General features: G+C 59.2%; 22 protein-coding genes and 1 pseudogene. 5 read left to right on the forward strand and 18 right to left on the reverse strand.

All coding sequences use genetic code 11. From position 1 onward, the window contains the following. Positions 1–32: 32 nt before the first annotated feature. A complete protein-coding gene (locus AC0L15_RS06230; protein WP_473496010.1) occupies positions 33–722 on the reverse strand; it encodes a recombinase family protein in 690 nt (229 codons plus the stop codon). A gap of 767 nt (positions 723–1489) precedes the next feature. Between AC0L15_RS06230 and AC0L15_RS06235 the strand changes: the two are divergent. Then, a pseudogene (locus AC0L15_RS06235) lies at positions 1490–1813 on the forward strand (alcohol dehydrogenase catalytic domain-containing protein); the annotation flags it as partial. A 44-nt stretch (positions 1814–1857) separates the two neighbouring features. On the opposite strand, the gene arcC reads toward AC0L15_RS06235, so the two are convergent. From arcC to AC0L15_RS06300, 13 genes are all read right to left on the reverse strand, one after another. Then, positions 1858–2793, reverse strand: coding sequence for a carbamate kinase (gene arcC, locus AC0L15_RS06240; RefSeq protein ID WP_473496011.1), 936 nt, complete (start codon positions 2791–2793; stop codon positions 1858–1860). Positions 2794–2796: 3 nt separating this feature from the next. After that, positions 2797–3798, reverse strand: coding sequence for an ornithine carbamoyltransferase (locus tag AC0L15_RS06245; RefSeq protein WP_473496012.1), 1002 nt, complete (start codon positions 3796–3798; stop codon positions 2797–2799). A 32-nt stretch (positions 3799–3830) separates the two neighbouring features. Beyond that, positions 3831–5057, reverse strand: a complete 1227-nt coding sequence (gene arcA, locus AC0L15_RS06250; protein WP_287242168.1) for an arginine deiminase — start codon at positions 5055–5057, stop codon at positions 3831–3833. Continuing rightward, positions 5012–5470 (reverse strand): hypothetical protein, encoded by a 459-nt coding sequence (locus AC0L15_RS06255; protein WP_473496013.1) that lies wholly within the window; start codon positions 5468–5470, stop codon positions 5012–5014. Before AC0L15_RS06255 ends, arcA begins: the two co-directional genes overlap by 46 nt. A gap of 23 nt (positions 5471–5493) precedes the next feature. Then, positions 5494–6777, reverse strand: coding sequence for an amino acid permease (locus tag AC0L15_RS06260; RefSeq protein ID WP_473496028.1), 1284 nt, complete (start codon positions 6775–6777; stop codon positions 5494–5496). A gap of 302 nt (positions 6778–7079) precedes the next feature. Beyond that, positions 7080–7937, reverse strand: coding sequence for a TorF family putative porin (locus AC0L15_RS06265; protein ID WP_128245727.1), 858 nt, complete (start codon positions 7935–7937; stop codon positions 7080–7082). 144 nt (positions 7938–8081) lie between these two features. After that, positions 8082–9023, reverse strand: a complete 942-nt coding sequence (locus AC0L15_RS06270; protein WP_473496014.1) for an amino acid ABC transporter substrate-binding protein — start codon at positions 9021–9023, stop codon at positions 8082–8084. Between the two features lie 36 nt (positions 9024–9059). Beyond that, a complete protein-coding gene (gene potE / locus AC0L15_RS06275; RefSeq protein WP_473496015.1) occupies positions 9060–10400 on the reverse strand; it encodes a putrescine-ornithine antiporter in 1341 nt (446 codons plus the stop codon). Between the two features lie 32 nt (positions 10401–10432). Continuing rightward, positions 10433–12796: an ornithine decarboxylase gene (gene speC / locus AC0L15_RS06280; protein ID WP_473496016.1), complete on the reverse strand. Its 2364-nt coding sequence runs from the start codon at positions 12794–12796 to the stop codon at positions 10433–10435. After that, complete coding sequence (locus AC0L15_RS06285; RefSeq protein ID WP_473496017.1) at positions 12793–15054, reverse strand: Orn/Lys/Arg family decarboxylase; 2262 nt, start codon at positions 15052–15054, stop codon at positions 12793–12795. The genes speC and AC0L15_RS06285 overlap by 4 nt, the downstream gene beginning before the upstream one ends. A 750-nt stretch (positions 15055–15804) precedes the next feature. Continuing rightward, the gene (locus AC0L15_RS06290) at positions 15805–16266 is read right to left on the reverse strand and encodes a hypothetical protein (RefSeq protein ID WP_473496018.1); all 462 of its coding nucleotides are present in this window, start codon (positions 16264–16266) and stop codon (positions 15805–15807) included. A gap of 228 nt (positions 16267–16494) precedes the next feature. Beyond that, positions 16495–17421 (reverse strand): cation diffusion facilitator family transporter, encoded by a 927-nt coding sequence (locus AC0L15_RS06295; protein ID WP_473496019.1) that lies wholly within the window; start codon positions 17419–17421, stop codon positions 16495–16497. A 60-nt stretch (positions 17422–17481) separates the two neighbouring features. Further along, complete coding sequence (locus AC0L15_RS06300; RefSeq protein ID WP_473496020.1) at positions 17482–18039, reverse strand: recombinase family protein; 558 nt, start codon at positions 18037–18039, stop codon at positions 17482–17484. 315 nt (positions 18040–18354) lie between these two features. Between AC0L15_RS06300 and AC0L15_RS06305 the strand changes: the two genes are divergently transcribed. Further along, positions 18355–19614 (forward strand): MFS transporter, encoded by a 1260-nt coding sequence (locus AC0L15_RS06305; protein WP_473496021.1) that lies wholly within the window; start codon positions 18355–18357, stop codon positions 19612–19614. Positions 19615–19913: 299 nt separating this feature from the next. Here the strand turns inward: AC0L15_RS06305 and AC0L15_RS06310 are convergent, their stop codons facing one another. Then, positions 19914–20099 (reverse strand): hypothetical protein, encoded by a 186-nt coding sequence (locus tag AC0L15_RS06310; RefSeq protein WP_287246236.1) that lies wholly within the window; start codon positions 20097–20099, stop codon positions 19914–19916. Between the two features lie 568 nt (positions 20100–20667). Between AC0L15_RS06310 and AC0L15_RS06315 the strand changes: the two genes are divergently transcribed. Further along, positions 20668–21159, forward strand: a complete 492-nt coding sequence (locus tag AC0L15_RS06315; protein WP_287065231.1) for an inorganic diphosphatase — start codon at positions 20668–20670, stop codon at positions 21157–21159. Positions 21160–21422: 263 nt separating this feature from the next. On the opposite strand, the gene AC0L15_RS06320 is transcribed toward AC0L15_RS06315, so the two are convergent. Continuing rightward, positions 21423–22106 (reverse strand): recombinase family protein, encoded by a 684-nt coding sequence (locus AC0L15_RS06320; protein WP_473496022.1) that lies wholly within the window; start codon positions 22104–22106, stop codon positions 21423–21425. Positions 22107–22519: 413 nt separating this feature from the next. On the opposite strand from AC0L15_RS06320, the gene AC0L15_RS06325 reads away from it, so the two are divergent. Further along, a complete protein-coding gene (locus tag AC0L15_RS06325) occupies positions 22520–23425 on the forward strand; it encodes a DMT family transporter (RefSeq protein WP_287065229.1) in 906 nt (301 codons plus the stop codon). An 89-nt stretch (positions 23426–23514) separates the two neighbouring features. Continuing rightward, positions 23515–24075: a DUF1003 domain-containing protein gene (locus tag AC0L15_RS06330; RefSeq protein ID WP_287246242.1), complete on the forward strand. Its 561-nt coding sequence runs from the start codon at positions 23515–23517 to the stop codon at positions 24073–24075. Between the two features lie 448 nt (positions 24076–24523). Here the strand turns inward: AC0L15_RS06330 and AC0L15_RS06335 are convergent, their stop codons facing one another. Continuing rightward, positions 24524–24964, reverse strand: a complete 441-nt coding sequence (locus AC0L15_RS06335) for a hypothetical protein (protein ID WP_287246244.1) — start codon at positions 24962–24964, stop codon at positions 24524–24526. 243 nt (positions 24965–25207) lie between these two features. Further along, positions 25208–25987, reverse strand: coding sequence for a DNA-methyltransferase (locus AC0L15_RS06340; RefSeq protein ID WP_473496023.1), 780 nt, complete (start codon positions 25985–25987; stop codon positions 25208–25210). Positions 25988–26311: the final 324 nt, after the last annotated feature.

Genomic DNA, 26311 nt, shown 5'->3' on the forward strand with positions numbered 1-26311 from the left:
GGTGTCCTGGCGCCCCCTTGGCAAATTCCCGCCTATAAAAGCAAGTTTGCAGAAGCTTGCCGCGCCAAAATGTTGCGCACGTTTGAAACTTGCCATCGGCCGTTGCGGGCTGTTCGAACGCCTCGATTGTTCAGGGCGATGGCCAGGCCACGCAGGCCGGTGGTGCCGGACTGCTGGATGGAGGCGATGATCGGCAGCACGGTCTGGGCAAATCTGTCAGCTTCCCGGATCGAGATCTTCCGACCTCTCGCTGCAGCTTCCGCTGTGTTGGTCGGATTGCCGAGCTTCATTCCAGTGGTCTTGCGAGAGGCGAGGGCGGCTTTGGTGCGCTCCGAAATCAGCCGGCGCTCCTTCTCTGCCAAAGCGGCGTAAAGGTGCAACATGAACGGATCGGCATCGGCGCCTAGTTCGGCGACGATGAAAGGAACGCGCTGGACCATCAGGCCGGCTATGAAGGCGACATCTCGCGACAGGCGGTCGAGCTTGGCCACGACGACCGGGCACCTGGCCTGGCGGGCAAGGGCGAGGGCGGCATTCAATTGCGGCCGTCGATCAAGAGCATCCGCGCCCTTTCCGGTTTCGATCTCGGTGAACTCCTGGAGGATGATCATTCCCTCGGCCTCGGCAAAGCGGGCGACCGCGGCACGCTGGGCCTCGATGCCCAAGCCTGAACGTCCTTGCCGCTGTGTCGAGACCCGATAGTAGGCGACCGCGCTCGTCATGCTGCTGTTTCCGGGGTGTTCAAACTGCAAACCACCGTTTGCAGTTTGCTCACAGGCGAATGAGAATCAACTTCTAGTGGTTGATTATGCAATTCTTCCGGTTACGGCGAGCGTAGCATGGCGCACCAGCCGGTTTCCTGTATCAGACGCACTCCGGACTAGGCGACGGGGATGAGAAGCCATCACAAGCGTTCTACGACGTAAATTGACCCTGACCGGACCTTCCCGCCGCCCAATTCACCTCGGAAGCGGACGTTCAGTCAGTCGAACCGTTGCAAAATTTGTCGCTCACCTCCCTGGCGTACGCTTTCATCCAGGCGCGTCCGTTTGAAGGATTTTGTTCAGCCGGTCGACATCCCAGCTCTCCAGGAACTGATACTGCACCCCCGATGCCACCCGAATCGGTTGATGTTTCTGTGCTGCGGCAGGCGTCGGAGAGAAAACCAACCCGCACAGCAATGCGAAGCCCACGATCATCCGAAGCAAGGCCACTACACGGTCAAACATGGTTCGGTACTGGGGCGGGCGCTTGCACGGGGTAGGTTTCACGCATCAGGATAGCGGTTACCAGTGCGACAGCCACGCCGGCCAGTAGGGGCCAAGCGGCATAGCGCGCGAGTTCGAGTGAAGCCGGCAGTGTCCCTGCATCCAACCCGATACATGGATGCTGCCTCGCGGTTGGACCCCGGAAAGCCAATTCGCAGCCTGAAGGAAAGCGGCCGAGCTCGCTCTCATGACGCCGCGAACCGGGCCTACGGAGATTAAGCATGCGAGCGCTGGTTTGGCATGGAAAAGAAGACATACGTTGCGATGAGGTTACCGATCCCGAAATCGAGGACCCGCGCGACGTCATCGTCAAGGTGACGAGCTGCGCGATCTGCGGCTCGGACCTGCATCTCTATCACAACCTCATTCCGGCAATTCTGCCAGGCGACATTATGGGCCACGAAATGATGGGTGAGGTGGTGGAAGTTGAATCCGGGGTAAACGGCGCGCTTAGGAAGGGAGACCGCATCGTCGTTCCCTTCACCATCATTTGCGGGGAATGTGACCAGTGCAAGCGCAAGAACTTTTCGGTCTGCGAACGTACATGGTCGGGCCGCCGATGTACCCCGTGGCGGCGGCACTGCCCGCTTCAGCCGAAGACAATGTCTCCAGCATCGACGGAGATGGTAGTACCTTTTTCACCTCGCACCGCGGCGGGCACATCCGGCAGGGCACAGATGATGGCGCGTCCACCGGTTACCCGGGCGAAGTCCTGCGCCGCCTCGACTTTCGGCCCCATCGAGCCCGCAGGAAAGGTGTAGGCGTCGAGCGCGTCGGGCGTAGCCGAGCGAATCGCGCGCTGTCCAGGCTTGCCCCAATCGAGATAAACAGCATCCGTGTCGGTCGCGACGACGAAAAAATCCGCCCCGATTTCCTTAGCGAGCAGGGCCGAGGCACGATCCTTGTCGATCACGCATTCGACGCCGATCAGATGCCTCTCCTTGCCCGGTTCATACATCGTCGGGATGCCGCCCCCGCCGGCGGCGATCACCACCGCGTCCTTTTCAAGCAGCCACTTGATCGGGCGGAGCTGGAAAATGCGCTGTGGCAGCGGAGAGGCCACGACCCGGCGCCAATACTTGCCGTCGGGCTTGACTTGCCAACCTTTCGCCGCCGCCTCCGATTTCGCCTCCTCTTCGGTGTAAACCTTTCCAATGAACTTGGTCGGGTCCTTGAACGCAGGATCATCGGGGTTGACCTCGACCATGGTCAGAATCGTAGCGATCGGCTTTTCGAACGGCAGGATGTTGCCGAGTTCCTGTTCGACCATGTAGCCGATCATGCCCTCGGTCTCTGCCCCGAGCACATCCAACGGAGAGTCTTCGCCCTCGTAAGCGATCTCCTGGAGGGCTAACAGTCCGACCTGCGGGCCGTTTCCGTGAGTGATGACGGTCTCGTGCACCAGGCATAGCGGCGCCAAGGCTTCGGCTGCGACCTTGGCATTCTTGCGTTGATTCGTGGCGGTCATGTCCTCGCCGCGTTTCAAAAGCGCGTTGCCGCCGAGTGCTACCACCACGCGTCCCATGGCTCAGGCCCCCAGCGTGGCGACAAGGATCGCCTTGATCGTATGCATGCGGTTTTCCGCCTGCTCGAAGGCGATGTTCATCGGGCTCTCGAATACTTCCTCAGTTACCTCCATTTCGGTGATACCGAACTTCTCGGCCATTTCTTTGCCGACCTTGGTGTCGGTGTTGTGGAAGGCCGGCAGGCAGTGCATGAACTTCGCGTTCGCGTTGCCGGTCGCCTTCATCACCTTCATGTTGACCTGGTAGGGCGTCAGCAGCTCGATCCGACTCTTCCAGACTTCCTTTGCCTCTCCCATCGACACCCAGACGTCGGTGTGCACAAAGTCGACCCCCTTAACGCCTTTCGCCACGTCGTCGGTGATGGTGATGCGTGCGCCGGTCTCGGCGGCGCGCTTGGCCGCCATCTCGCGCACATCCTCATGCGGTTGGTTCTCCTTCGGAGCCACCATGCGCACGTCGCAGCCCATGATCGCGCCCAACATCAGCAGCGAATTGCCCATATTGTTGCGTGCGTCGCCTAGGAAAGCATACGAGATCTGGGTACGCGGCTTGTCGGCATGCTCGACCATGGTCAGCATATCGGCGAGCATCTGGGTGGGGTGCCAGTCGTCGGTCAGGCCGTTATAGACCGGCACGCCGGCGTGTTGGGCAAGCTCCTCGACCAATCCCTGACCGGAGCCGCGGTACTCGATGGCATCGAACATGCGCCCGAGGACGCGGGCGGTGTCCTTCATGGATTCTTTGTGGCCGATCTGGCTGCCGCCCGGATCGAGATAGGTGATGTGGGCGCCCTGGTCGTGGGCGGCGACTTCGAACGCGCAGCGGGTGCGCGTCGAGGTTTTCTCGAAAATCAGGCAGATGTTCTTGTCCTTCAGCGCCTGCTGCTCGGAACGGGCGTACTTCGCACGCTTGAGATCACGCGAAAGGTCGAGCAGGTAGAGCATCTCGCGCTGGGTGAAATCCGCAATCTTGAGGTAGCTGCGGCCCTTGAGATTGAATGCCATGATGTTTCTCCCTGAAATTGGTTGGCGAAGGCTCAGTAGGCAGGGTCGCGCAGGATCGGGCAGGTCATGCAGTGCCCACCGCCGCGGCCGCGGCCGAGTTCCTGGCTTCCGATGGTGATGACCTCGACGCCTGCGCGGCGCAGCAGCGTGTTGGTGTGGGTGTTGCGGTCGTAGCCGATGATGACCCCGGGCTCGAGCGCGACGACGTTGTTGCCGTCGTCCCATTGCTCCCGCTCCTGCTCGAACGCGTTGCCTCCGGTGCCGATGACGTGCAGGTCGTCGAGCCCGAGCGCCTCCTTATAGATATCGAACAGGTGCTTGTTCTCCTTATGGATCTCGAGACCGGCATCGCCGCCTGGACGCAGCGAGAAGCAGTTGATCTCATCGACTACCTCGCGGAAGGCGGTTACCTTGTCGTGATCGAGGCAGGTGAACACCGTGTCGAGATGCATCGCCGCCCGCGATTTCGGCATGACGCAGGCGATAACGCGTTCGGCGGCTTGCTTGGCGAACAGCCGGTTGGCGACCTGGTTCACCGCCTGCCGTGTGGTGCGCTCGCCCATGCCGATCAGCACCACCCCCTTGCCGATCGGCATGACGTCGCCGCCCTCCATGCTGGTATTGCCCCAGTCCTCGTCGCTGTCGCCCCACCAGATCTCGAATTCGTTCTTCGTGAAAAGGGGATGGAACTTGTAGACGGCCCGCTGATAAAGCGTCTCGGGCTGGCGCGCCGGCCAGAACATCGGATTGCAGGTCACTCCGCCATAGATCCAGCAGGACGGGTCGCGCTGGAACAGCGCGTTCGGGACAGGCCGGACCATAAACTCGCTCGCTGACAGCACCTCTTGCATGATGGGCGTCACCATGTCGGCCGGTAGGTCATCGCGCACAATGCCGCCGAGCAGGTGCCGCGCGAGGGCATGACCGTCCAGTTCGTCGAGCCATGGTCGCAGGATTCGCGAGAGCGTGGGACCGACCTGATTGTCCGTTATTCTCCGGTCCAGAACGAACTTACGACCCTCCGGCACCGTGTCGAAGACTTCCGTCAGCAGGTCCTGGATGTCGTAAACCTCGATGCCGCGGTCCTTCATTTTGAGTACGAAGTCGGCATGATCGGATCGTGCCTTCTGCACCCAGATCACGTCGTCGAACAAGAGATCGTGGCAGTTACCCGGCGTCAGCCTTTCGTGCGCCAGCGACGGGCGCGACACCATCACTTTGCGGAGCTTGCCGATTTCCGAATGAACACCGAGTTGCATAGTCGAACCTCCCTTACTTGAGACCGGCGGCCCCGTGGGCTCCGGCGCGGGCATTGCGCCATTTGATCAGGACGTGAATGGGAATTCCCACGAGAATGAGCAGGAACCGAGAAAGACTGTTTGGGCCCCCCCCCGCCGTAGATCGCCCAGAGCGAATAGGTGAAGCCAACGCCGCCCAGTATCGCGACCTTGGTGACGCCGGCGCCAGCCACTGTCCGGCCAGTCCGAATCAGGATCATAAGCTCGGCGAGCGAGCAGAGCGCGTAGGGCAGGAGGCTCGACATCACCGCAAGCAGGATGATGGTGTTGAACGCGCCCACCAGCCCTTGTGCAAAATTCATCGCGACGAGGATCGAGGCCAGAACGTTCGAAAACACCAGCGCGTTCGCCGTTGAAGAAAAGATGTCTCGCAAGCTCATAGTTCTACAATCTGTTCCTACATGGCAATCGCGCCTGTGCGCCGTCGTTGCCAGACAAACACAGGAATGCCCAACAGCAAGAGCACCAGTCCGTAAAGAACGGGCTCTGCCCCGCAGCCGTAGAGCGTGAAGATGGCGAATAGGAAGGCTACGATCTCGACGATCGTCACACGGGGAACATGCACGCCGCCGCTGACGCGAGCTGAAACCAGGCTGCCGGCTAGTGCGCAGAACGCGTAAGGGATGACTGCAGCCATCGTGCTCAAGCCGACGACCAGATTGTAGAACGCCGAGAAGCCCTCCGCGCCTATGGCCTGAACGAGAATGAGCAGCGTCGCCAACACGGCCGAGACCACGATTCCGATCGCCGGCACGTTTTGCTGCGAAAGGTTGCCGAACAAGGGTGGGAATAGCCCATCGCGCGCTGCCGCCATCGGCACCTGCCCCATCAGCAAGGTCCAGCCATTAAGGGCGCCGATAGATGACAGGATCACGGCGATGGAGATCGAAATCTCGCCTGCAGGCCCCCACATCGCTCGGGCTGCATCGGAGAACGGCGAGATCGAATGGACGAGTTCGTGCCGCGGCAACACGCCCATCACCACAATCGTTCCGAACACGTAGAGGGTCGCCGCGATCACAATTCCCAGCACCGTCGAACGAGGAATCGTGCGCTCGGGATTGCGAACGTCGCCAGCGGGGACGGTCGCAGATTCAAGCCCAAGGAAGGCGAACATGGTCAGCGGCGCCAGCGCGGCAGTGGCTTGCAGCAACGGCTGGCCGCTCGGATTGAACTCGCTGAAATGCGACGTGTCTATGTAGAGCAGACCAATAACAGCTACTGCACCGAACGGCACCAGCTTGGCGTAAGTCATTAGCTGAGACACGAGGCCGGCAGCTTTGACACCTCGCAGATTGATCAGGACCACAACCCAGATCGCACCGAGGGTAAAGACAACGATCATCGTCCTCCCCCGCAGAATCGGGAACAGGTCGACGACCGAACCGGCAAAGGCAATGGCGATTACTGGCAGTGACGCCCAGATCGATATCCAATAACCCCAAGCAACCAGAAAGCCAGGGAAGTCACCGTAAGCCAAGCGGGTGTAAGCGTAGGGTCCGCCGGTTGCGGGCGCCAATCGCGCCAGTTTCGCGAAGGTCAGGCCGAGGCAGATCGCTCCTGCACCCATCACGATCCAGATGACAATGGCGAGATTGCCATAGGGAGCGAGGGCCGCGGGCGACAGATAGAAGCCCGACCCGACCATGTTGCCGACCACGATAGCCGTACACGCCGCCATACCAAGGCTTTTTCCGGTCGTGAGACCGTGCTCCGCCACAGCAACTGCAGGCCCTGCGGCAGGTGCACTTTTGGTCGGGTCCGGTGCTTGCGTTGTCAAGGAAGCGCTCAATCCCTGCTAGCAGTGGTCACAGTGCCGGTTCAAAGACCTTGAAGTACGATGATCGCCCTTCGCTCGGGCCTGCCTGGAACCTCGAAGTTCCGCTCATCCAACCGCGTTGACTGTTTCGACGTGTTGTCGATTCCGCTTACCCAGATCCCGCCAAAACTGCGACTTGCTAGGCCTCTGTCAAAGCAGACAGGCTACTTGTCAGATAACCAGTCCCTCACCGCCGACCAGCTCGTATCGAAGGAAATGGTCGCCACCACCCTGTCATCGCAACCATCGGAGAAGCCACTGCGAGCCGTGCAGCCCTCGTCGGAAAGATCGGTGCCCCAGTAACGAACATCGAGGGTCAGCGATTTCCAGCTGTACGAGATGCCGGCCATCCATGCGAGTTGCTCGAATGCGTCGGGATCATCGATGAACTGGTAGCCGATGCCAGCATACGCCGAGAAGTCATGCGGCAAAGGTACCCTCACGCCGCCGGCAACCCAGGTAGCTGTATTTCCACTCTGGTTGAAGTCGGGAGCAAAAAATACGCGGCCGCCAATAGTGAACATGTCTTCGACGTTGTAGTCGGCCTTAGCGAAAATTTCCCCATAATCGGGGCTAACATGCTCCGGTGTATAGAAGTAGTGAACGTAACCAAGATCGAGCGACAGCGGACCGAATTCCGGCCTGATACCCGCGGCGACATCGATCTCTGCTCCTTCAAAACCTTCGCCATAGTCGACGTTCGACGACCACACATTCACATATGCCGTGCCTATCGTCGGTAGTTCGATACTAGGCTCGACATAGCCTTGGATTGCAGGTTCGCTGTTGGAGTTGGTTATACCGCGCGAAACATAGTCGGTCGTCAAGGCGATGCCAAACGCAACGTCGAAGGGGACCCCCGGAGTGGCCGCGAGAGGCGGCGGAGGGGGAGCTGTGGGCGCGATTTCCTGCTCAACTGCCTGCGTGTTTGCTGACAGCAGTATGAAAGGAATTGCAACCATTGATCGTGAGAATATTGTGGCATAGACAGTACGGGAAATGTTACGAACAAATGCGGCCATGTCGTTCCCCTGTAATCGTGTTTTCTAGCCACCCCATTCCAGAATACGCCCCTGCACGATGGTGTAAACACGGCAGCCATACCGCATCACCGCATTCGCGTATCCTTGTGTTATTATTGCACCAGATCATGTCTCCGAGCGCCATCAATCCGGCAATGCGCTTTGAAGGAAGAAAGTCAGGACCGCCTCGTCCGGCGCGCCGAACCATTTCGCGTAAGTGTCTTGGAACTCACTGGACCTGAAGTGCCGGCTGAGCGAACGATCGACAGACAGCCGAAAATCGTCATCGTTCCTTGCCAGCGTGAGCGCGACGGGCTCATGGGTGAAGAACCTCTGCAAAATCATCAAGCTGTCCTTCTCTTCAATTTCCGCTGTGGTCTCCACCAGGATCGGCCGGGGCCCGAAGAAGACATCCGTGGCGCCTTCCAGAAGGCCACGCACGCCGGCTTCGAAGCTCTCGACTGGAACGACCTCCGCGGGAATCTGAAAGTGTTTGAGGCGCTCTGAGAGCCAGGTTTCCGCGCTCGTGCCGGCCACGACGGAAAAGGTCTGCTCCTCGAGAATATGAGCCGGCGAGGCGCGCCAGATCGGTCCCGCCGGAGGGCGGCCCTCCAGCACATCCCTCAGAGCCGGGGGAGCATCCGCCCTGAGCATCGCGGCTACTCCGGACGGATAGATCGGAATCGAGAACGAGACAGTCTTTCGTCTCTCAAGGGTGACCGCGTCCGGTCCGCACAGCAGATCGACCTTGCCCTGCACGACTGGATCGAAACCCTCCCCGACAGTCACAGGCACCCATTCGATCTCCAGGTCAGAAAGATTGAGCTCGGCTCTGATCTCTTCGGCAATCTTTTGGCACAACGAAACCGAATAGCCGGCGGGACCACCCGATTGCTCCGCGAACGAGAACGGCCGCACGTCCGGCCGGTAGCCGAGCAAGAGCTTGTGCGCCTCGCGGATGCGGTCCAGCGTGGCGGCCGGGGATGGAACCGTATACAAAAGCCCCAACGCAAACGCGACTGCCAGGACTAGCAAGGTCTGCCGGTGGCTATGATGCCGCAATGAAAACTGTTGGGCGCATTGCATGTTTAGTCTCCTCTCGAGGGCCTTGCTCCCCGGCAGTCAAGGGGCCGTGGTTGGTTCGACCGCCTCGCGCTGCCTGGTCGCGAAGCGAGGCGCGATAAAGCCCCAAATGATAAAGGTAAGCGCCGTCACCAGCATGCCGCCCATGACAGCCTCGTGCCCTGATGCGTAGAGAGCATAGGTGCTGTAAAGCATGGCCACTAAAGCAACAGCGACATTTGCCCGGTACTTTGTCCCGGCAATGTTCGCGGTCTTCATCATCATTATGAGCGCAGACAGAGCGATGATGTAAGGAATGACGTTCGTCACGACCGCGAGATTCACTAGAGCCGAGAACTGCTCGCTCAGCGTAGGCGAGATCGTCATCAGTGCCAGCAGCGATTGCACGACGCCGAGAACGATCATTCCTGTGACCGGCGCACCCATGCTGTTTACTCGGGAAAAGAATGCGGGGAACATGCGTTCGTCGGCAGCCGACTTTCCGGTCTGGGCGATCGTGAACTGCCAGCCGAGCAGCGAGCCGAGGCAGGCAAGAATTGCGAGCGCCATGACAATGTTTCCGATAAACGGATTGAACATCCGCGCATATGCCAGCGCGAACGGGCCGGTTGACTGGGCTAGGTCGGCGTTTGGCACGATGCCCTGGATCACGGTCGTGGATAGAATATAGATCACCGCCGCGCCCAAGGTCCCGAACAGGCATGCCAGCGGGACGTCGCGCTTCGGGTTCTCCACCGCAGCCGAATTCTGCGCGGCCGATTCCATGCCCAGAAAGGCCCATAGCGTCAGGGCAATGCTCGATCCCATGCCTTCCGCGAGCGAAAGCCCGTTCGGATTCCATGCCTGCGCGAAGGTCTCTGAGCTGAACCAGAACCAGCCTATGATCGATATTCCGGCAACTGGAATGATCACGCCCCAGACCGTAATCGCGCCAATCCTTCCTGTGACGCTCGGGCCGCCGAAGTTCGCAACGGTAGTCAACCAAAGCAGTGCGATAAGTCCGATGCAGGTTGCTATCGGGGTCGACGAAAGCACCGGGAAGAAGCCGGCCAGGTAGCCGACGGCGGAGATGCCAATCGCCACGTTTCCAATGGCCAGCGAAAGGAAGTAGAGCAGGAACACCAAAAAGTAGCCTGGCTTCCCGTAAGCATCTTCGGCATAGGCCGACATGCCGCCAGGACGCTGATTAAACAGGCCCGCCTGCGCGAACCCGTACGCGATCGCCATCGATCCCACTGCTGTCACAATCCAGGACAGCAGCGATATCGCACCAACCTTTGCCATGTTCGTCGGCAGCATAATGATGCCGGACCCCATCATATTCACAGCGACGATGAAGGTCAGCTGGACCAAGTTCATTCGTTTCGGCTGTTCAGGCATAGCCAGTCCTCCCCAGTTCCTCGCCCTGGCCGTTATTCACGGACCACGTAAGTGTGAAACTTAATACGGCCGTCGATCTTTTCCTGGAAAACGCCCTGAACCTCGTAGTTGAATCCAGGAAACCGATTGAACGATTCTTCGAAAGCAAGGAAGTAGTCGAGCATCGGACGGGCTCTCTCGTCCCAGCGTTCGCCGGGCACGACGACGCCGATGCCAGGCGGGTAAATCAGCGCAAGCGTGGCCGATATCCGGTCTTTGATGTTGGCCAGAGGTATATAGTCGACATCGTTCGCGACGAGCGCCTCGTAAGCCTTCTTGGAAGGCATCGCGAGTTCAGGGAAGCTGGACGCCCTGAAGCATTGCAGTTGAAGTCCCTTGACGTTGGCCGCACGATAGAAGTCGTGCATCTCATTGCAGATCTTGCGGATCGTATAGCCGGCATAGCGTTGGCTGTTCGCCGCGCACACGGTCGGCAGGACCTCCGGCAACGGCGCATCGCGATCCCATAGGTTCTTGAACTTGACCAATTTCGCAATCAGCGTGTTGAGCTTGCTCTCGTCCTCCGCCGGTGTCATGAGAAAGAGTATGCTGTTGAGATCGCACTTTTCCGGCACGACGCGCTGTTCACGCAGATAGTTGGCCACAACCGTCGCGGGCACGCCGAAGTTCAAATAGTCGCCGGTCCTCCGATCAATCCCAGGCGTCACCAGCGCCAGCTTGTTGGGATCGACCATCGCATAGCCGTCCACATAGCCTGAGTAGCCGTGCCACGTGGCCTCCGGATGGAAATTCCAGCATTGCTGCTCGCGCTTAAGCACGTCCGTGGGAAGGCTCTCCCATGGAGCAGCCTCAACGTCCGGGGTTATGGCGGAGCCGCGGATCGTCACCTTGTCGGGTACGAACGGGTCGAAGAACCATTTCTCTTCGTCGCCCTCGCCGTTATCCTCGTAGAATCGGCAGAATTCGCGCAGCTTTTTGCGGCAGTCGATCCCGAGCGCGATGCAACGATCCCAAAGCATCTCGCCGGCCTTGCCTTCGTGCACCTTCGCGTTTACCTCCAGCGAGGCGAACAGCGGATAGAACGGCGACGTCGACACGTTCATCAGGAAGGATTCGTTGAACCGCTTGTGCTCGATGAACCGGCGCTGGCCGCTGATATGCTGGTCGCGCTTGTGGATTTGCGATGCCTGCGAGAAGCCCGCGCCCTGCTTGTGAACGGATTGCGTGGAGAAAAGACCCGCCATCTGCGGCCCAAGGTCCTCCAGGCGCATGGGGCTATGGTCTTCGAAAAGGGGGTGGAAGGCATTGTAGCCGATCCACGCTTCGTCCCAGAGGATGTAGTCGCAGAGATGACCGATTTTCTCCATGACCTTGCGGACATTGTAGACGGTGCCATCGTAGGTTGCGAGTTGAATGCACGCGAGCCGGAAGGGGCGTTCCGCCCTGTGCCGGTCAGGATCCTTTACGAGAGGATTGGTGCGGATTTGCTCGCGGAGATAGTCTTCGTCCCAAGCATTCCAGTCGACGGCGCCGATCATGCCGAAGGAATTGCGGGCGGTCGGCAGGAAGATGGGGATCGCGCCGGCCTGGACCAGTGCGCCCTGGTGTAGCGATTTGTGATTGTTGCGATCGAACAAAACCAGATCGTCGTGCTTGAGAGCGGCGTTTGCCACGATCTTGTTGGAGGTGCTCGTGCCATTGAGGACGAAGTAGGTTTTGTCGGCGCCGAATACCCGTGCGGCGTAGCGCTGTGCTTCTACGGCCGGGCCCTCGTGAATGAGGAGATCTCCGAGATCAACATCGGCGTTGCACAAGTCGTTGCGAAAGATGTTCTCGCCGAAATGCTTGAAGAACAGCTGGCCGGTCGGGGACTTCTGGTAGAACTGACCGCCCTGATGTCCCGGGCAGTCGAAGGCTATGTTGGCCTCGCCGTCATAAGCCATCAACCCCCCGAAGAATGGGGGCAACAGCGTCTTTCCGTACATCAGCAGGCTGGCGACCACCTGCTTGGCGTAGAAGGCCGGGGTCTGCTGACCGAGGTAGATATAGCCGTCAACCTCGCCCGTCTGGATGAGTACCGCCATGTCAGCGAGCTGGTGCGCATCGGCCAGCGCCCACAGCGGCGTACGGAACCCAATTGCCCTCACCGCCCTCGCCAGGCTGCGCGCAGCTTCGAGTCGATCGCCGTCGATGGATGCAATGTAGGCCCCGACGGAGGCATCCTCGGAAACGTCGCGGTTGGGATTGTCAGCGATCTCGATCTCGAAGCCATCGGCTGCGATCTGCTCGAGCAAATTCTTCGTCAGGGGATTGCTGTCGTCAACGATCGCGACGATCTTGAGTAGTTTGTGGAATGGGATCGCGGCAGTCGGGGATCTGACGTCACGAGGGATCATTTGGCTACCCCTTTCGCAATGCAGTCAATCAGGTAGCGTCTTCCCTCCGTAGTAGGCTCGAAGCGCAGCCCGTGAATGTCGGTTTCAAAGCCTGGAAACTTCTTGTCGAAGTCCCGAGCGTAGAGCAGATAGTCGTAGATCGACTTGGTTGCCTCGGTGATACGTTCACCAGGCATGATCAAAGGTATGCCTGGCGGGTACGGCACCACCATTACGCCAAGCGTTCGTCCCATCAGCGCGTCGATCTCAACGCTTTCCACACGGCCGCGCACGAGGCTTTCATAGGCATCGCAGGGCCGCATCGCCATCTCGGGCAACGTCGTGTACATCTCGCGCTGCGCCTTGGGTAGATTGTCTTCGCGATAGATCTTGTGAACCTGATCGCACAGGTCCTTGAGGCCCATTTTTCCATAAGCCCCCGGATGCGCGTCGACGAGCGCCGGTAGCACACCCTTCAGAGGCGCATTGGCATCGTATAGTTCCTTGAAATTAAGCAGCTCCGTCACCAGCGTGCTCCACTTGCCCTTGGTGATTCCCATCGAGAACAGCACCAGGAAAGAATAGAGTCCTGTCTTTTCGATCTCGATGCGTCGCGCCGACAAGAACTTGACGACCACGGCAGCAGGGATGCCATGTTCCTGCATGTAGCCATTCGCCGACAGGCCCGGGCTGAGGATGGTGACCTTGATCGGGTCCACGAGTACATGATTGTCAGCCAGACCCTCGAAGCCGTGCCAAGGATCACCTGGTTTCAGGACCCACTCGAACCTTGTCCCGGCAGGCAGCTCAGCGATGGCATCAGGCTGCCAGACGTCGAACCACCATGAACCGTGGACCTGCTTTCTGACGGCCGCCATTGCGCGGCGGAAGCTGAGCGCCTCCTCAATGGTTTCCTGCACGAGAGCCCGGCCTGCAGGTTGTTCCATCATCGCCGCGGCGACATCGCAGGAAGCAATGATGCCGTATTGCGGCGAGGTCGAGGTGTGCATCATGAACGCGTCGTTGAAGCGGGCCATGTCCAGCCGCTTCTTCTCGGCATGCTGTACGTGGATCATGGACGCCTGCGACCAGGCAGCCAGCAGCTTGTGTGTCGAGTGGGTTGCGAAGGTGATCGCGTTAGCCGAACGCGCAGGACTGGCCGATGAGATGCCGTGATAGCCATCGTAGAATTCGTGGAAATTGGCGTAAGCGTACCAAGCCTCGTCGAAATGAAGTATCTCGACAGAATTGCCGATGGTCTGCTTTACCGCATCGATATTGTAGCAAAGACCGTCATAGGTTGAGTTGGTCATCACCATCAGGCGGACCTTGCCGTCGGTCTCCTTGGCAAACTCACTCGCCGCGATCTTCTTCTTGATCGACTGTGGCGTGAACTGGTCCCTGGATATCGGACCAATGATGCCCAAGCCGTTACGGGACGGCACAAGATAGATCGGCGTTGCACCCGTCATGATCAATGAGTGCAGTATCGACTTGTGACAGTTACGGTCGCACAAAACCAGATCGCCACGGCTAACGGTTCCGTGCCAGACGATTTTGTTGGCCGTGGATGTACCGCCCACGACGAACAATGTCTCGTCCGCTCCGAAGATTCGCGCAGCGTTACGCTCGCCTTCCGCGATGGGACCGGTGTGGTCCAGGAGCGATCCAAGCTTGCCGACCGATACGGAGATATCGGACCGCAAGGTGTTTTCGCCGAAGAACTCGTAGAAGAGCAGACCGACCGGACTCTTGCGGAAAGCCACACCACCGCCGTGACCGGGCGTGTGCCAGGAGTAGCTGGCCTGCAAAGTGTATTCCATGAGCGCCTTGAACATCGGCGGTGGAAGGCGCTCGAGGTAGAGCTGCGCCGCGCGCACGATGACCCGCGCAATGAACTCAGGCGAGTCCTCGAACAGCCGCATGAAGGCATTGGCGTGCTTCAGGACCCTGGTCGGAACCATCTCGGCGGTGAGTTCGTCGCCGAAGAGGAATATCGGCAGTCGATCGTTACGACTGCGCTTGGCCGCCAAGACCTCTTCTAGCACCTGCCATCGGGTCTCGGCATCCTCCGAGCCGTCGACAGAGATCAGCCAGCAGGACTCATTGTTGAAGATTTGGGCAAGCCGCCGGGCGTCCTTGTAGGTGAGGCCCGCGACTACGCGGAAGCCCTCTTTCTCGATCGCGGCAGCCAGTTGCTGCATCCCGCGACCGGCAGCGCTCTTGCCCTCGTAGTCTTCGTCGATGATCGCAATTGGGAATGCTTGAACTTCACGCATGGCTTAACCCACCCTTGGGCCCAAGTTTTCGGTGAGATTCGAGCTAATTTTCGAGCTTATCGCAGAAATAGAGTGATGTGAAGGGTACATGCATCCTGAATCTGACCCTCATCGGCACAATCGTTGTGGACTACACGCCGACAGCAGCAACCATGCGTATCTGCAAGCCTGATAGAGGTCTAGCAGGCGGTTGGCTATAAACTATGTTAACGACGTTGGCGTCTTGGTGCTATAGATTTGAAGTTAACCAGAGAACGTAGGCGTTCGCTGCGCTGACGACCTCAACGCTATGTAGGCAGCTTTGGGCGCGGGTCGCCCGGTATCTACGCCCTCATGCCGCTAAGATTGGCACGAATTGGTGGACCTGACAAGGAACGAGGCGAAAGTTACGGCAATCGAGGAAACAGGCCATGGCACGGTGTTGATGCCGCAGGTTGGAGCGTCGGGTTCGCCCGCTGCGATCTGTCCGACAGAACAGCACGTGTGCAGCCGACCAGCCGCGGTCCCTCAACCGCCTAACGCGATGGTCAGCGCAACCAACAGGCAACCGAGCAAAACCATGGAACCGGCCGTCCACCACGGCCGGTATTCTACCAGGTGTCCGAACGCGTAACCAGCGATCAGCATTATCGCAATGGCGATTGAGTTTGAGATCCGAAGCGCAGTTCGGGCATCCTGCACAAGCAAGAACGGAACAATGATGGGCATCGTAGAGCCGAACACCAGAACAAAAACAGCCGCGGCGCCTAGTCAGTCCTCTCTCTTGAGTCCTGCCCGCGTTTTCGCCTTCGTGACCTTCGACAGCGTGGAATGCACCCTGCCGAGATCGGCAGGCGTCAATACCGACGCCACCAGCAAAGGCAGCCTGTCAGCTATTGCCGCCCGTGCCTCTTCGGGTGTGGCAGCCTGGTGCACCTTGGCAATGGTGCGCTGGTCTGCTGCCCGATCGGCAAGACACCCCATGAGATACATGATTGCATCGATGAGAGCCCAAGCCAGATTGCAGCCGATCGCGCCGACCAGCATTGTACGCACTTCCAGTCGGCCCACCCCTGCAACGCTCATCGAGCCGGTAAAGGTAAGCGCCATTATAAGGCCGAAAAGCACTTCGGAAATCCGCTCGATAGGTCGAGCACTCGCATCGATGCACCCAGATGCCCAGCGCCCATTGTCTACCCCGAAGGACAAGTCGTGGCCCGCGATGTGCGTCATCACTGTGCCATGGGACGGATTTTACGATGCGGCTGCGTCATTATCCATCTGGAACGCAAGGCGACACCATGAGGATAGCATTTTGATCTTCTCCTCGCCGGCGTGACCTCCTCGTCATCAGACACTCTTCTTGGAACGCGTCTCCCGCAAGGTCGACCTCGGTCGCGCGATGCGGGTCTGCGTAAATTGCGCTAGCGGATTGAGAACGGATACCTCATGACGGTATCGCTATTCGGCCCAGCCGACGTCCGCAGTAAAGGCTATTGTTAACCAGCGATTGTGTCCTTCATCGCCAATTGCTGTACCTATCTGGTCGCGGATGCGATCCCACTCCTCGACGCTCTTTGGAGGTAGGTTCGCCGGCACGATAAAGTAGAGTTCTATTTGCGTGGCCCGTCCAACTTTTGCGGCGTAAGCTCTATGGGACAGAAATCCTTCCCGCTGTACTGTCTCGGTGGCAATTCGGTCAACGTGAGCTTTGAGATCGACAGGTGTTATGAGCAAGATCTCGGACAGAGCTTGGCGCACGGCGCCGATGGGCAACGGGATAATCACTACGCAAACCAACGCCAGAACGACAGGATCGACGTATGGCGAAATCCAGGCAAGTGGTGTTCCGCCTACCGCCTGACCGATTAGGAAAGCGATCAAGAGGGCCGACGTTATGCCGGCGGACATTATCCATGCCTTGACATCCAATGCGATAAAATCCGACTGCAGACTCCTATTTACCCGCGTGCCTATTAACGCCATTGCCAGACAGACCGCGAGGGTGATAACGGCATAGACAATCGCGATGCCAAAGCGCAGTTCGTTGCCCCCGTGTAAAATGGTGATTACCCCGTTGATAAGGGCGTAGCTTGCAACGGCAATAAGGAGGGTGCCATTGAGGCCAAGCACGATAGGCTCCAGATGCCAGAATCCCATCGTGAAGCGATTGCGCAGCCTGCCCGACAATGCATCGGTCTTCGCCGATCTTACAATGAGGCTGGATACCCAAAGAGCCAGGATTGTCATCCCCGCATCGCCAAGAGAATAGGCGCCGTCAAAAGCGATCGAGAACGAGCCCGACAACAGGCCGAAGACAATTCCAAAGGCCGCGACGGCAACCGTTGCAAAAATCGAGGTGCGGAGGAAACCTTGTTCGCTGAACATCTATCTCAATCAGCTTACGAGCAGAGAGCCGAACCAGTCTTGTGCTGCGTTAGTTGTCGCTCACGCAATTGCTGAATACAGAACCCAATTAGGGGATTGTAGCACGGTCTGGGCAAACCGGTCGGCTTCTTCGATCGACATCTTCCGGCCTTTCGCCGCGGCCTCAGCGGTGCTGGTCGGGTTGCCGAGTTTCATGCCAGTGGTCTTGCGCGAGGCGAGGGCGGCCTTGGTTCGTTCCGAGATCATTCGCCGCTCTTTCTCGGCGAGCGCGGCATAGAGGTGCAACATGAACGGATCGGCATCGGCACCGAGTTCGGCCACAATGAAAGGAACGCGCAGGCCGGCTATGAAGGCGACATCTCGCGACAGGCGGTCGAGCTTCGCCACAACGACCGGGCATTTGAACTGCCGGGCAAGGGCGAGGGCAGCTGTCAGTTGCGGACGTCGATCAAAAGCATCCGCGCCCTTTCCGGTTTCGATCTCGGTGAACTCCTGGAGGATGATCATTCCCTCCGCCTCGGCAAAGCGGGCGACCGCGGCACGTTGGGCCTCGATGCCCAAGCCTGAACGTCCTTGCCTCTGAGTGGAGACTTGATAGTAGGCGACCGCGCGCGGCATGTTGCTAATCCCTGGGGTGTGCTCACAGGAGAATGAGAAGCAACTTCTAAGTGGTTGTTTATGAAAACTTCCGGTCACCGGCGGGGCGTAGCAGGGCGCACCAGCCGGTTTCCTCCATCAGACGCACTCCCGAGCGATCGGGATGAGAAGCCATCACAAGCGTTCTACGTAAATTGACCCCAAGTGGACCTTCTTATCGCGAGGCGGCAGTGACCGCTCAAGGGGGAAAGCGGACCGATGTAGGCCTTATGCGTTGACATTAGGCGGGCGCGGCCAATTTAGTGGGGGCACCAAAGCTGTTGTGCCCTTCGGAAGATGCTAGGTTACCTCTTACCTCTCGGCTACCGCCCCATCCTGTCGCTTCTTCGCGGCACGGGTTTCCTGCTTGCAGCAACAGGGTTGCATAGCTTGCTCTTGCCGCTGCGCGGGCAGGCGGAGGGGTTCTCGACTGCGTCCCTTGGGTTACTCGGAACCGCCTGGGCGGGCGGTTTCGTCGCCGGCTGCATCTTCGCACCTCGGCTTGTTCGCCAGATCGGGCACGTCCGCGCATTCGGCACCTTTGCGGCTTCTGGCGCAATCATCGCGCTGCTCACCGGCCTGATGGTTGACCAGTACGTATGGATTGTTCTGCGCGCCTTCACTGGCTTCGTGATGGCCGGCGCTTACATGATCGTCGAGAGCTGGTTAAACGAGAAGGCGACCAATGAGAGCCGGGGCACCGTCTTCGGCCTTTACATGATTGTCTCATATGCCTCGCTCGTGGCCGGCCAGATGATCGTCGTCTTGGGAGACGTGAGGAACGCGTCGCTGTTCATGGTCGCCGGGATCTTCTTCTGCCTCGCCTTAATCCCGACGGCAGTGTCATCGGCAGCGACGCCAAAACCGCTAGAGGATGTCGCCCTCGATCTGAAAGGTATCTATGCCACTTCACCGCTCGCCCTGATCGGCTGTTTCCTGACCGGCGTTGCCAACGGAGCCTGGGGAACGCTCGGAGCCGTCTATGGTGCCCGCATCGGTATCAGCAACACAGGTATTGCAGTGATGGCAAGCGCAGTTGTTCTCGCCGGTGCCGCTCTCCAGTTTCCGGTGGGCCGGCTGTCCGATATCACCGACCGCCGCAATGTGCTGGCCGGTGCGGCGGTCGGAGCGGCCGTCTTCGCGCTCCTCGTCTTCGTCCTCCAGCCGCGGTCGGCCGCATTGGTCATAATTACCACCGCGGCCTACGGTGCCCTGGCCTACACCCTCTATTCGGTCGCAGTGGCGCATGCCAACGACCGCGCCCGTCCAGAGGAGTTCGTCAAGGTGTCGAGCGGTCTGCTGCTGTTCTATGGCTTCGGCACGATGGTCGGGCCGGTTCTGGGGGCCGTGCTGATGGCCGAGATGCGGCCCGAGAGCTTGTTCCTCGCTACCGCTCTCGCGCACACTCTGCTCGCCGTATACGCGCTGGTCAGCATCAGGAGCCGCGCTCCGGTATCGCAGGCTGCCAAGGAGGCGTTCAGGACACTGCCGGTCGAGCAGGCTGGGACGCCTGAATCGCTGCGGCTGGATCCACGAACCGGCCCGGCCGCAGAGTGAAACCAGGCGGCAAGTCTGACAATCCCGTCGGGAATGCGTCGCTGTGTCGCTTGCCGCCGTCTGTAGATTGTGCGCTTTGCACAGCCGCTCCCTACAGTGGAGTGTCCTATCTCGGCCGATATTGTTGAAAAGTCCGGCGCCCCGAACGCTTCCAGGCGTTCGATAATCGTGGTCTGAGTCAACCCGTCCTTGTGAGGCGATCCCTTGCTTCGTCCTTCCAGAAGAGATCGCTGTGCGGCGGCCGCTTCGCGTTCAGATCCCTGACTGTCCGGACGGCCTTCTTGGCCCATTTCTGAAAATCATCGAGCTGCCCTAGCCGGTCGGTAGCGGATCAATGCGGTGGGCAACGGGTCAGCTTTTTCCACCGTTTCAATTATCGCTTTGGCCAGCGCTTCGCCCTTATGGACCGGCTCAGGACCATAGAGCAGCAGGACAGCTTCCTCGCTCGGCAACACGCCAGCCGGGCAGGTCTGTTCAATAGCCATGCGAACCAGCTTAAGGCCGGCCCAGGCGTTTTGGATCGTCTCTGGCGCTTCCACTGCATCCTCGCTGAGATGGTCGCCCGACAGCCGCTGCGGGAGTAGGCAACCGACCGCCGAGCCTAACCGGCGGGGGTATGGGCCGTGTCCGCCGGCTGGGACGAATAATAAGCCGTTTCATGTTCGCTGATACCCGGCATAGAACGATGTCGGATATGGCCATGCTCGCCGCAGAGATGCCTGATGCGCAGCTTCACCACCTCTGGCTGTACTCATTGCATCGCCGGCCCTTTCTTCAACTCTTTGGGCGGTGGACCGGCGTGTTTCTGAAGCCTGGCCGCCAAGGATCGCATTCTCGATCTCAAGCTCTCTGGCGGCTTCGCATGAGCCAAGTGTATTTGCGCGTCCAATCCGCACCGGTTTTCGTGAAGACCCGGGTAGGCACGTTGGGAACAAATCGGCCATCCGCTGCTTAGAGAAACCTAGAGCCATTGGCATGGCGTGGCGAGGACCAAACGTGGCGAATTATCTGACACTGCCTACGACTACATCGAAGGGTCGGATCAGGGTGGTCGTGGAAACACCGCGTGGCGCCGAAGCAAAGTTGACTTACAAGCCCAAGAAGAAGCTTTTCGAATATACGCGGCCGCTTCCAGCGGGCCTGGCCTACCCGTACGACTGGGGCTTTCTGCCTTCTACACTGGGCGACGATGGCGACGCCCTCGACGGCCTGGTCATCCATGAGGCCACCAGCGCTCCCGGTGTTGTCATCAAGTGCGATCTGCTGGCGGCCCTTTGTGTCATGCAAACGGAGAACGGCGAGACCGTGAGAAACGATCGCTTTGTATTTTGCCCGCACAAGCAAGACGCCCATAGCGAGTCTCTCCTTGGTGAGAATGTTCCGGATCGTCTGCGATCCGAGATCGAGCAGTTTTTCCTCGCGTCGGTGTCCGGCACCGACAAACAAATCGAATTCGAAGGCTGGCACGATTCCAGCCAAGCTCTCCGGAACATCCATCGGGCCATGAGAACTTTCGAGCGGAAACAACGAGCCGCCGGTCTCTGAGCGCTCCCAATATGAGAAGAATGTAGCTTGAGAACACAAGGCTGCCTGGACGCCGGTGGCTGCACTTTCACAGGTCAACAACGGCGAAGTGCACCCGCAATAGAGCAGGCAGGAACGCCGTTCATTTTTTCGCGAAATGACTGCATCGCATATGGCGCAGGGGTTGCAGGCGGGCACTTGAGGCGCGGGCATATTTTGACCCGTCAAGCAGCCCACCAGCGCCTGCGGAGATATCGGCAAGGTGTCTATTTCCCGCTTATAGCTTATAAAAGACTAGGGGATTGCCGCGCGAGAACGTTTCGCACATTCGAGACCTGCCATTGGCCGTTGCGGGCTGTTCGAACGCCTCGATTGTTCAGAGCGATTGCCAGGCCACGCAGGCTGGTGATGCCGGACTGCTGGATGGAGGCGATGATCGGCAGCACGGTCTGGGCAAATCTGTCAGCCTCCCGGATCGAGATCTTCCGACCTTTCGCCGCAGCTTCGGCTGTGTTGGTCGGATTGCCGAGCTTCATTCCAGTGGTCTTGCGAGAGGCGAGGGCGGCTTTGGTGCGCTCCGAGATCATACGCCGCTCCTTCTCGGCCAAAGCGGCGTAAAGGTGCAACATGAACGGATCGGCATCGGCACCGAGCTCGGCGACGATGAACGGAACGCGCTGGACCATTAGTCCGGCAATGAAGGCGACATCACGAGACAGGCGATCGAGCTTGGCCACGACGACCGGGCACTTGGCCTGGCGGGCAAGGGCGAGGGCGGCGTTTAATTGCTCCCGTCGATCAAGAGCATCCGCGCCCTTTCCGGTTTCGATCTCGGTGAACTCCTGGAGGACGATCATCCCCTCGGCCTCGGCAAAGCGGGCGACCGCGGCACGGTGGGCCTCGATGCCCAAGCCCGAGTGTCCTTGCCGCTGTGTGGAGACTCGATAGTAGGCGACCGCGCTCGTCATGCTGCTTTTCCGGGGTGTTCAAATTGCAAACCACCGTTTGCAGTGTGCTCACAACACACGGTTCAGCAAGTTCTTTCCAGGAATTAGGCTTCAGCAGCAACGCGGTTGAGCTGGAGCGCCGCCTATATGACGCAGACTTGTTGGAAGGCACTTCATGAGGGCGCCGAGTTTTCTCCTCCAGTGCAGATAACCATCCTTTGTCAGCACGTTGCTTCCTTATCGCGCCCGCCACAGAGGCGCAGCCGCCGCGGATGCAGCTACTTCCAATTCGTATGAGCACGTCCTAAGTCTGCGGCCAGAACGCAATCTCGCGACAAACGTTCACGTCAGTGTGGATTACAGGTGCGGCTGTGCAGGCCCTATCGAGCTCGGCCCTAGCCAAGCTAGCTGCGCCCCTTCACTAGGACGTACCCATGCAGAACAAGTCCCTAGCAGCCACTGGCTTTCTCTGCCTGGGCGTTCTCGTCTTCTCACTGCAGGACGTGATCCTGAAGGGCCTCTCGGACACCTATCCCGTTACGCAAGCGATGACTGTTCGATCAATCGTCGCATTGCCCATTCTGCTGGTGCTGGTCGGCGCGACCGCCAGAATACGGTCTATTTTCTCAAAGCGAGCCGGGCTGCTCGCCATCCGAGCGGTAATCTCGCTTGGAGCATACCTCTTCTATTATCTCTCGATCGCAGCGCTTCCTCTGGCCGATGCTGTCGCACTCTTTTTCGTCGCCCCGCTCATCATTGCAGGTCTCGGGATTCTCTTCCTCGGAGAGCGGCCTCACACCGCAACCCTGATCGCGCTCATTGTTGGTCTGCTCGGCGTCATCATAACGCTGCAACCGGGTCTTGCTATATTCGAATGGGCAGCTGCGTTGACCCTCCTGGCTGCTGCTCTGTACTCGTCGGCCCAGGTCTTGGCGAGGAAGCTTGGCGACAGCGAGGTCGCCGCGGTTATCACCTTCTATCAGAACCTGGCCTTCCTCACCGGCGCGCCGGCGCTGGCGGCGCTTGTGAGCTTGGGCGGCCTTGAAGACGCCAATCATCCAAGTCTTGCCTTCCTCACGCGCCCATGGGTCTGGCCTACGCTCCAGGATACTTTGCTGATGGCCGGCTGCGGTGTGATCGCATCTGCCGGAATGACATTGCTTTCCCAGGCTTATCGCCTTGCCCCAGCAGGCAACGTTGCCGTCTTCGAGTACACGGCCATCGTCTGGGTTCCACTTTGGGGGCTGCTGTTTTTCGACGAGGTGCCGAAGATCACCACCGTTCTCGGCGCAGTTTTGATCTGCGGAGCGGGGCTGTTCGCCCTAAGATCCGCGAGGTGAAGCGGCTCTAGTCGGGAACAAAGTCGAATAACCGTGATTTTGTACGTTGCCCAGAGTGGCAGGACCGATAGCTATCCAACGGGTGTTCCATGGATTCTCCAACGTTGCCTCCGCCACCTCCGCATGAACTCAGCCAAGCACTGAAACGCAATATCCAAGCGATTGAGGAGCGCCGGGCGAAGGAAGCAAGCGAGGCAACTTTGGAAGAGAAAATCGCTGAGGCGATTACCTCTTTTACGGGCAGTATGCGTTTCGTGTACCTTCACTTGGCCGTGTATGGCGGCTGGATCGTCTCGAACTTGGGCTGGATACCGATCACTCCGCCATTTGATCCGACATTCGTGATATTGGCTATGGTAGCTTCCGTCGAGGCCATATTCCTCTCGACCTTTGTACTGATCAGCCAAAACCGGATGTCAGCTGCCGCAGACAAACGGGCGGATCTGGACCTTCAGGTGAGCCTGCTGACGGAGCACGAACTCACAAAACTTACTGAACTTGTCGATTCGATAGCGGATCGGTTGAATGCAAAACCAGCCTTAAGCGATATAGAAGTCGGCGAGATTAAGAGGGACATTGCGCCAGAAGCAGTGCTGGACGAAATCGAATCGAAGCAGCTGGAGGCTGCGAAGAAGCTGGACCAGCGCTAGTGTCGTGATTTCGGTTGATTTTGATTTCGGGCTTGGGTCGAACTCGAAATCAAAACGACAGTCGGAATGACAGATCGGTACTGTCGGCGATGCCGCCCTACAGAAGCTTGCTGTCTTCATAGGTGGTAACGAAGGTCCCTGATGTGTCCAGTTTTCCTTCTAGCTCATGGATGGAGGTCTCCTTCCAGCGCGCCCTGGTCTTCAGCCAGAAAATTGCTGCGGTGACGGCCTCCCGACCTTCACCGGTCGCTCTGCGGTAAAGGCTTTCAGCAACCGTGCGTTGGCCTTGATAGCGCCGCTCTCGAGTTCATGGGCGTAGGTCGCCTTGAGGTCCTGCTCGTCTGTGGCGAGACGCAGGCGATGTCGGCCGTGCTAAGCCCGAAGCCGGCCAGCGCCTCCACCCGGGAGTTCAGTGGCCGGTTTTCCAGAGGAGCTTCGATATCGGGGTTCATTTGGTCCGGTCCGCGTCCCAGAAGGTGACGAGATTGTTCGCTGGCGGCGTGCCGTCAGGAGACTTGCCCAAGCTTGCAGGATCCGGAGCGCGAAGGATGATGCGGCGGATCTCATGCACCTGCTCGATCGGCTTGCCGTCCAGGCCTGAGTGCTCGTTGACCGAGGTCTCCTTCCAGCGGCCGCGTGCCTTGAGCCAGAAGATCGCGGCGATGACCGCTTCACGACCTTCGCCCGTTGCCTTGCGGAAGAGGTTCTCCGCCACCTTGGCATTGGCCTTGGTGTGGCCAAAGGCCAGTTCGTGTTTATAGTGCTTGCGCAGCGTCTTTGGATCGACACCGACCATGCCGGCAATCTCGGCCTCCGGAACACCATAGCCTGCCAGCGCCTCTACCTGCCGGCGATGAAAAGCATCGGGCTGATGGCTGGGGCGGGCCATCTCAGCTCTCTCCGTTTCCGATGTGCTGCCTCGCCTTCGAGATAGGCATGTCTTGCCCCGAAGGGTCCGTGTACACGGGGGATTTGGCGAAGCCGCGGGTGCGGCTGGGGTCGGGGTCCATCCCGAACCTGAACAGCCACAAACCGCACGTGCTGACGGGACACTCCCGAACCTCGGCGGGTTGATAGACGCAGCAGTCCAGACATTTGTGGCGTATGGCCTGCAGGATTGCTGTCTTGGTGGTCATGGCCTGGTCCTGATCCGCTCAAGCTTTGCCTCGGCAAAGCTCTGGCCGTCGCCCTCCAGGATTGCCATGCTGCCTGTAAACGCCTGCCAGCGCAGCACCGCGACGTCGACATAGGCTGCGTTCAGTTCGATGGCACGACAGCAGCGGCCAGTCATCTCGGCAGCGATGATGGTGGTGCCAGAGCCGCAGAAGGGCTCGTAAACAGCCTGGCCTGGCGAGGAATTGTTCTCGATGGGTCGCCGCATGCATTCGACGGGCTTTCGCGTGCCGTGGCCCGTGTCGGACTTTCGATGCGGAATGGCCCAGACGGTGGTCTGCTTGCGATCACCCGCCCAGTGGCCCTTCCTGCCCTTCCTGACCGCATACCAGGCCGGCTCATGCTGCCAGTGGTAGTCGCCGCGGCCGATGACCAGCCGGGTCTTGTCCCAGATGATCTGCGCGCGGACGGCAAAGCCGCTGGCCCCAAGGCTTGAAGCGACCGTGGCGGCATGAAGGGCGCCATGCCAGACATACATCACATCTCCCGGAAACAGCGCCCATGCTTCCCGCCAGTCGGCGCGGTCGTCATTGAGCACCTTGCCTCTGGCGAGACCTTCTCCATCGCCGAACCGCTCTCGCCATGAGGGATCGTAGCTGACGCCATATGGAGGATCGCAAATGCACAGGTGCGGCTTGAGGCCGGTAAGGACCCGCTCGACATCCTCAGCATTGGTGCTGTCGCCGCAGATAAGCCGGTGCTTGCCCAAAAGCCAGACATCGCCGGGCAGGGTGACCAATTGGTCACCAGTTGGTTTGCTTTGTGTGTTCTCCGCATAGCGGCATTGCACCAAATTACCCCCAGCTTCCGAGCCGGAAAACCCTGTGATTTCAATGGGGGAAAGCTAGGGAGTAAAAAGGCGCACTCCCCAGCTTTGGAGAATATCGGCCCACAGAGAGCAAATGAGTCGCTCTCACCACTACAGCGACTCCACAGCTTTTGGCCGAAGGGCCTGCTGTTCTGCGGGGTTTCGGGGCCGCGAAGTCCATGCAGAGAACATTGTGGGAGAATTAAGTGGTAGCGGGAGAGGGACTTGAACCCCCGACCCCAGGATTATGATGCT

The sequence above is a fragment of the Mesorhizobium sp. WSM4846 genome, from assembly GCF_055811415.1.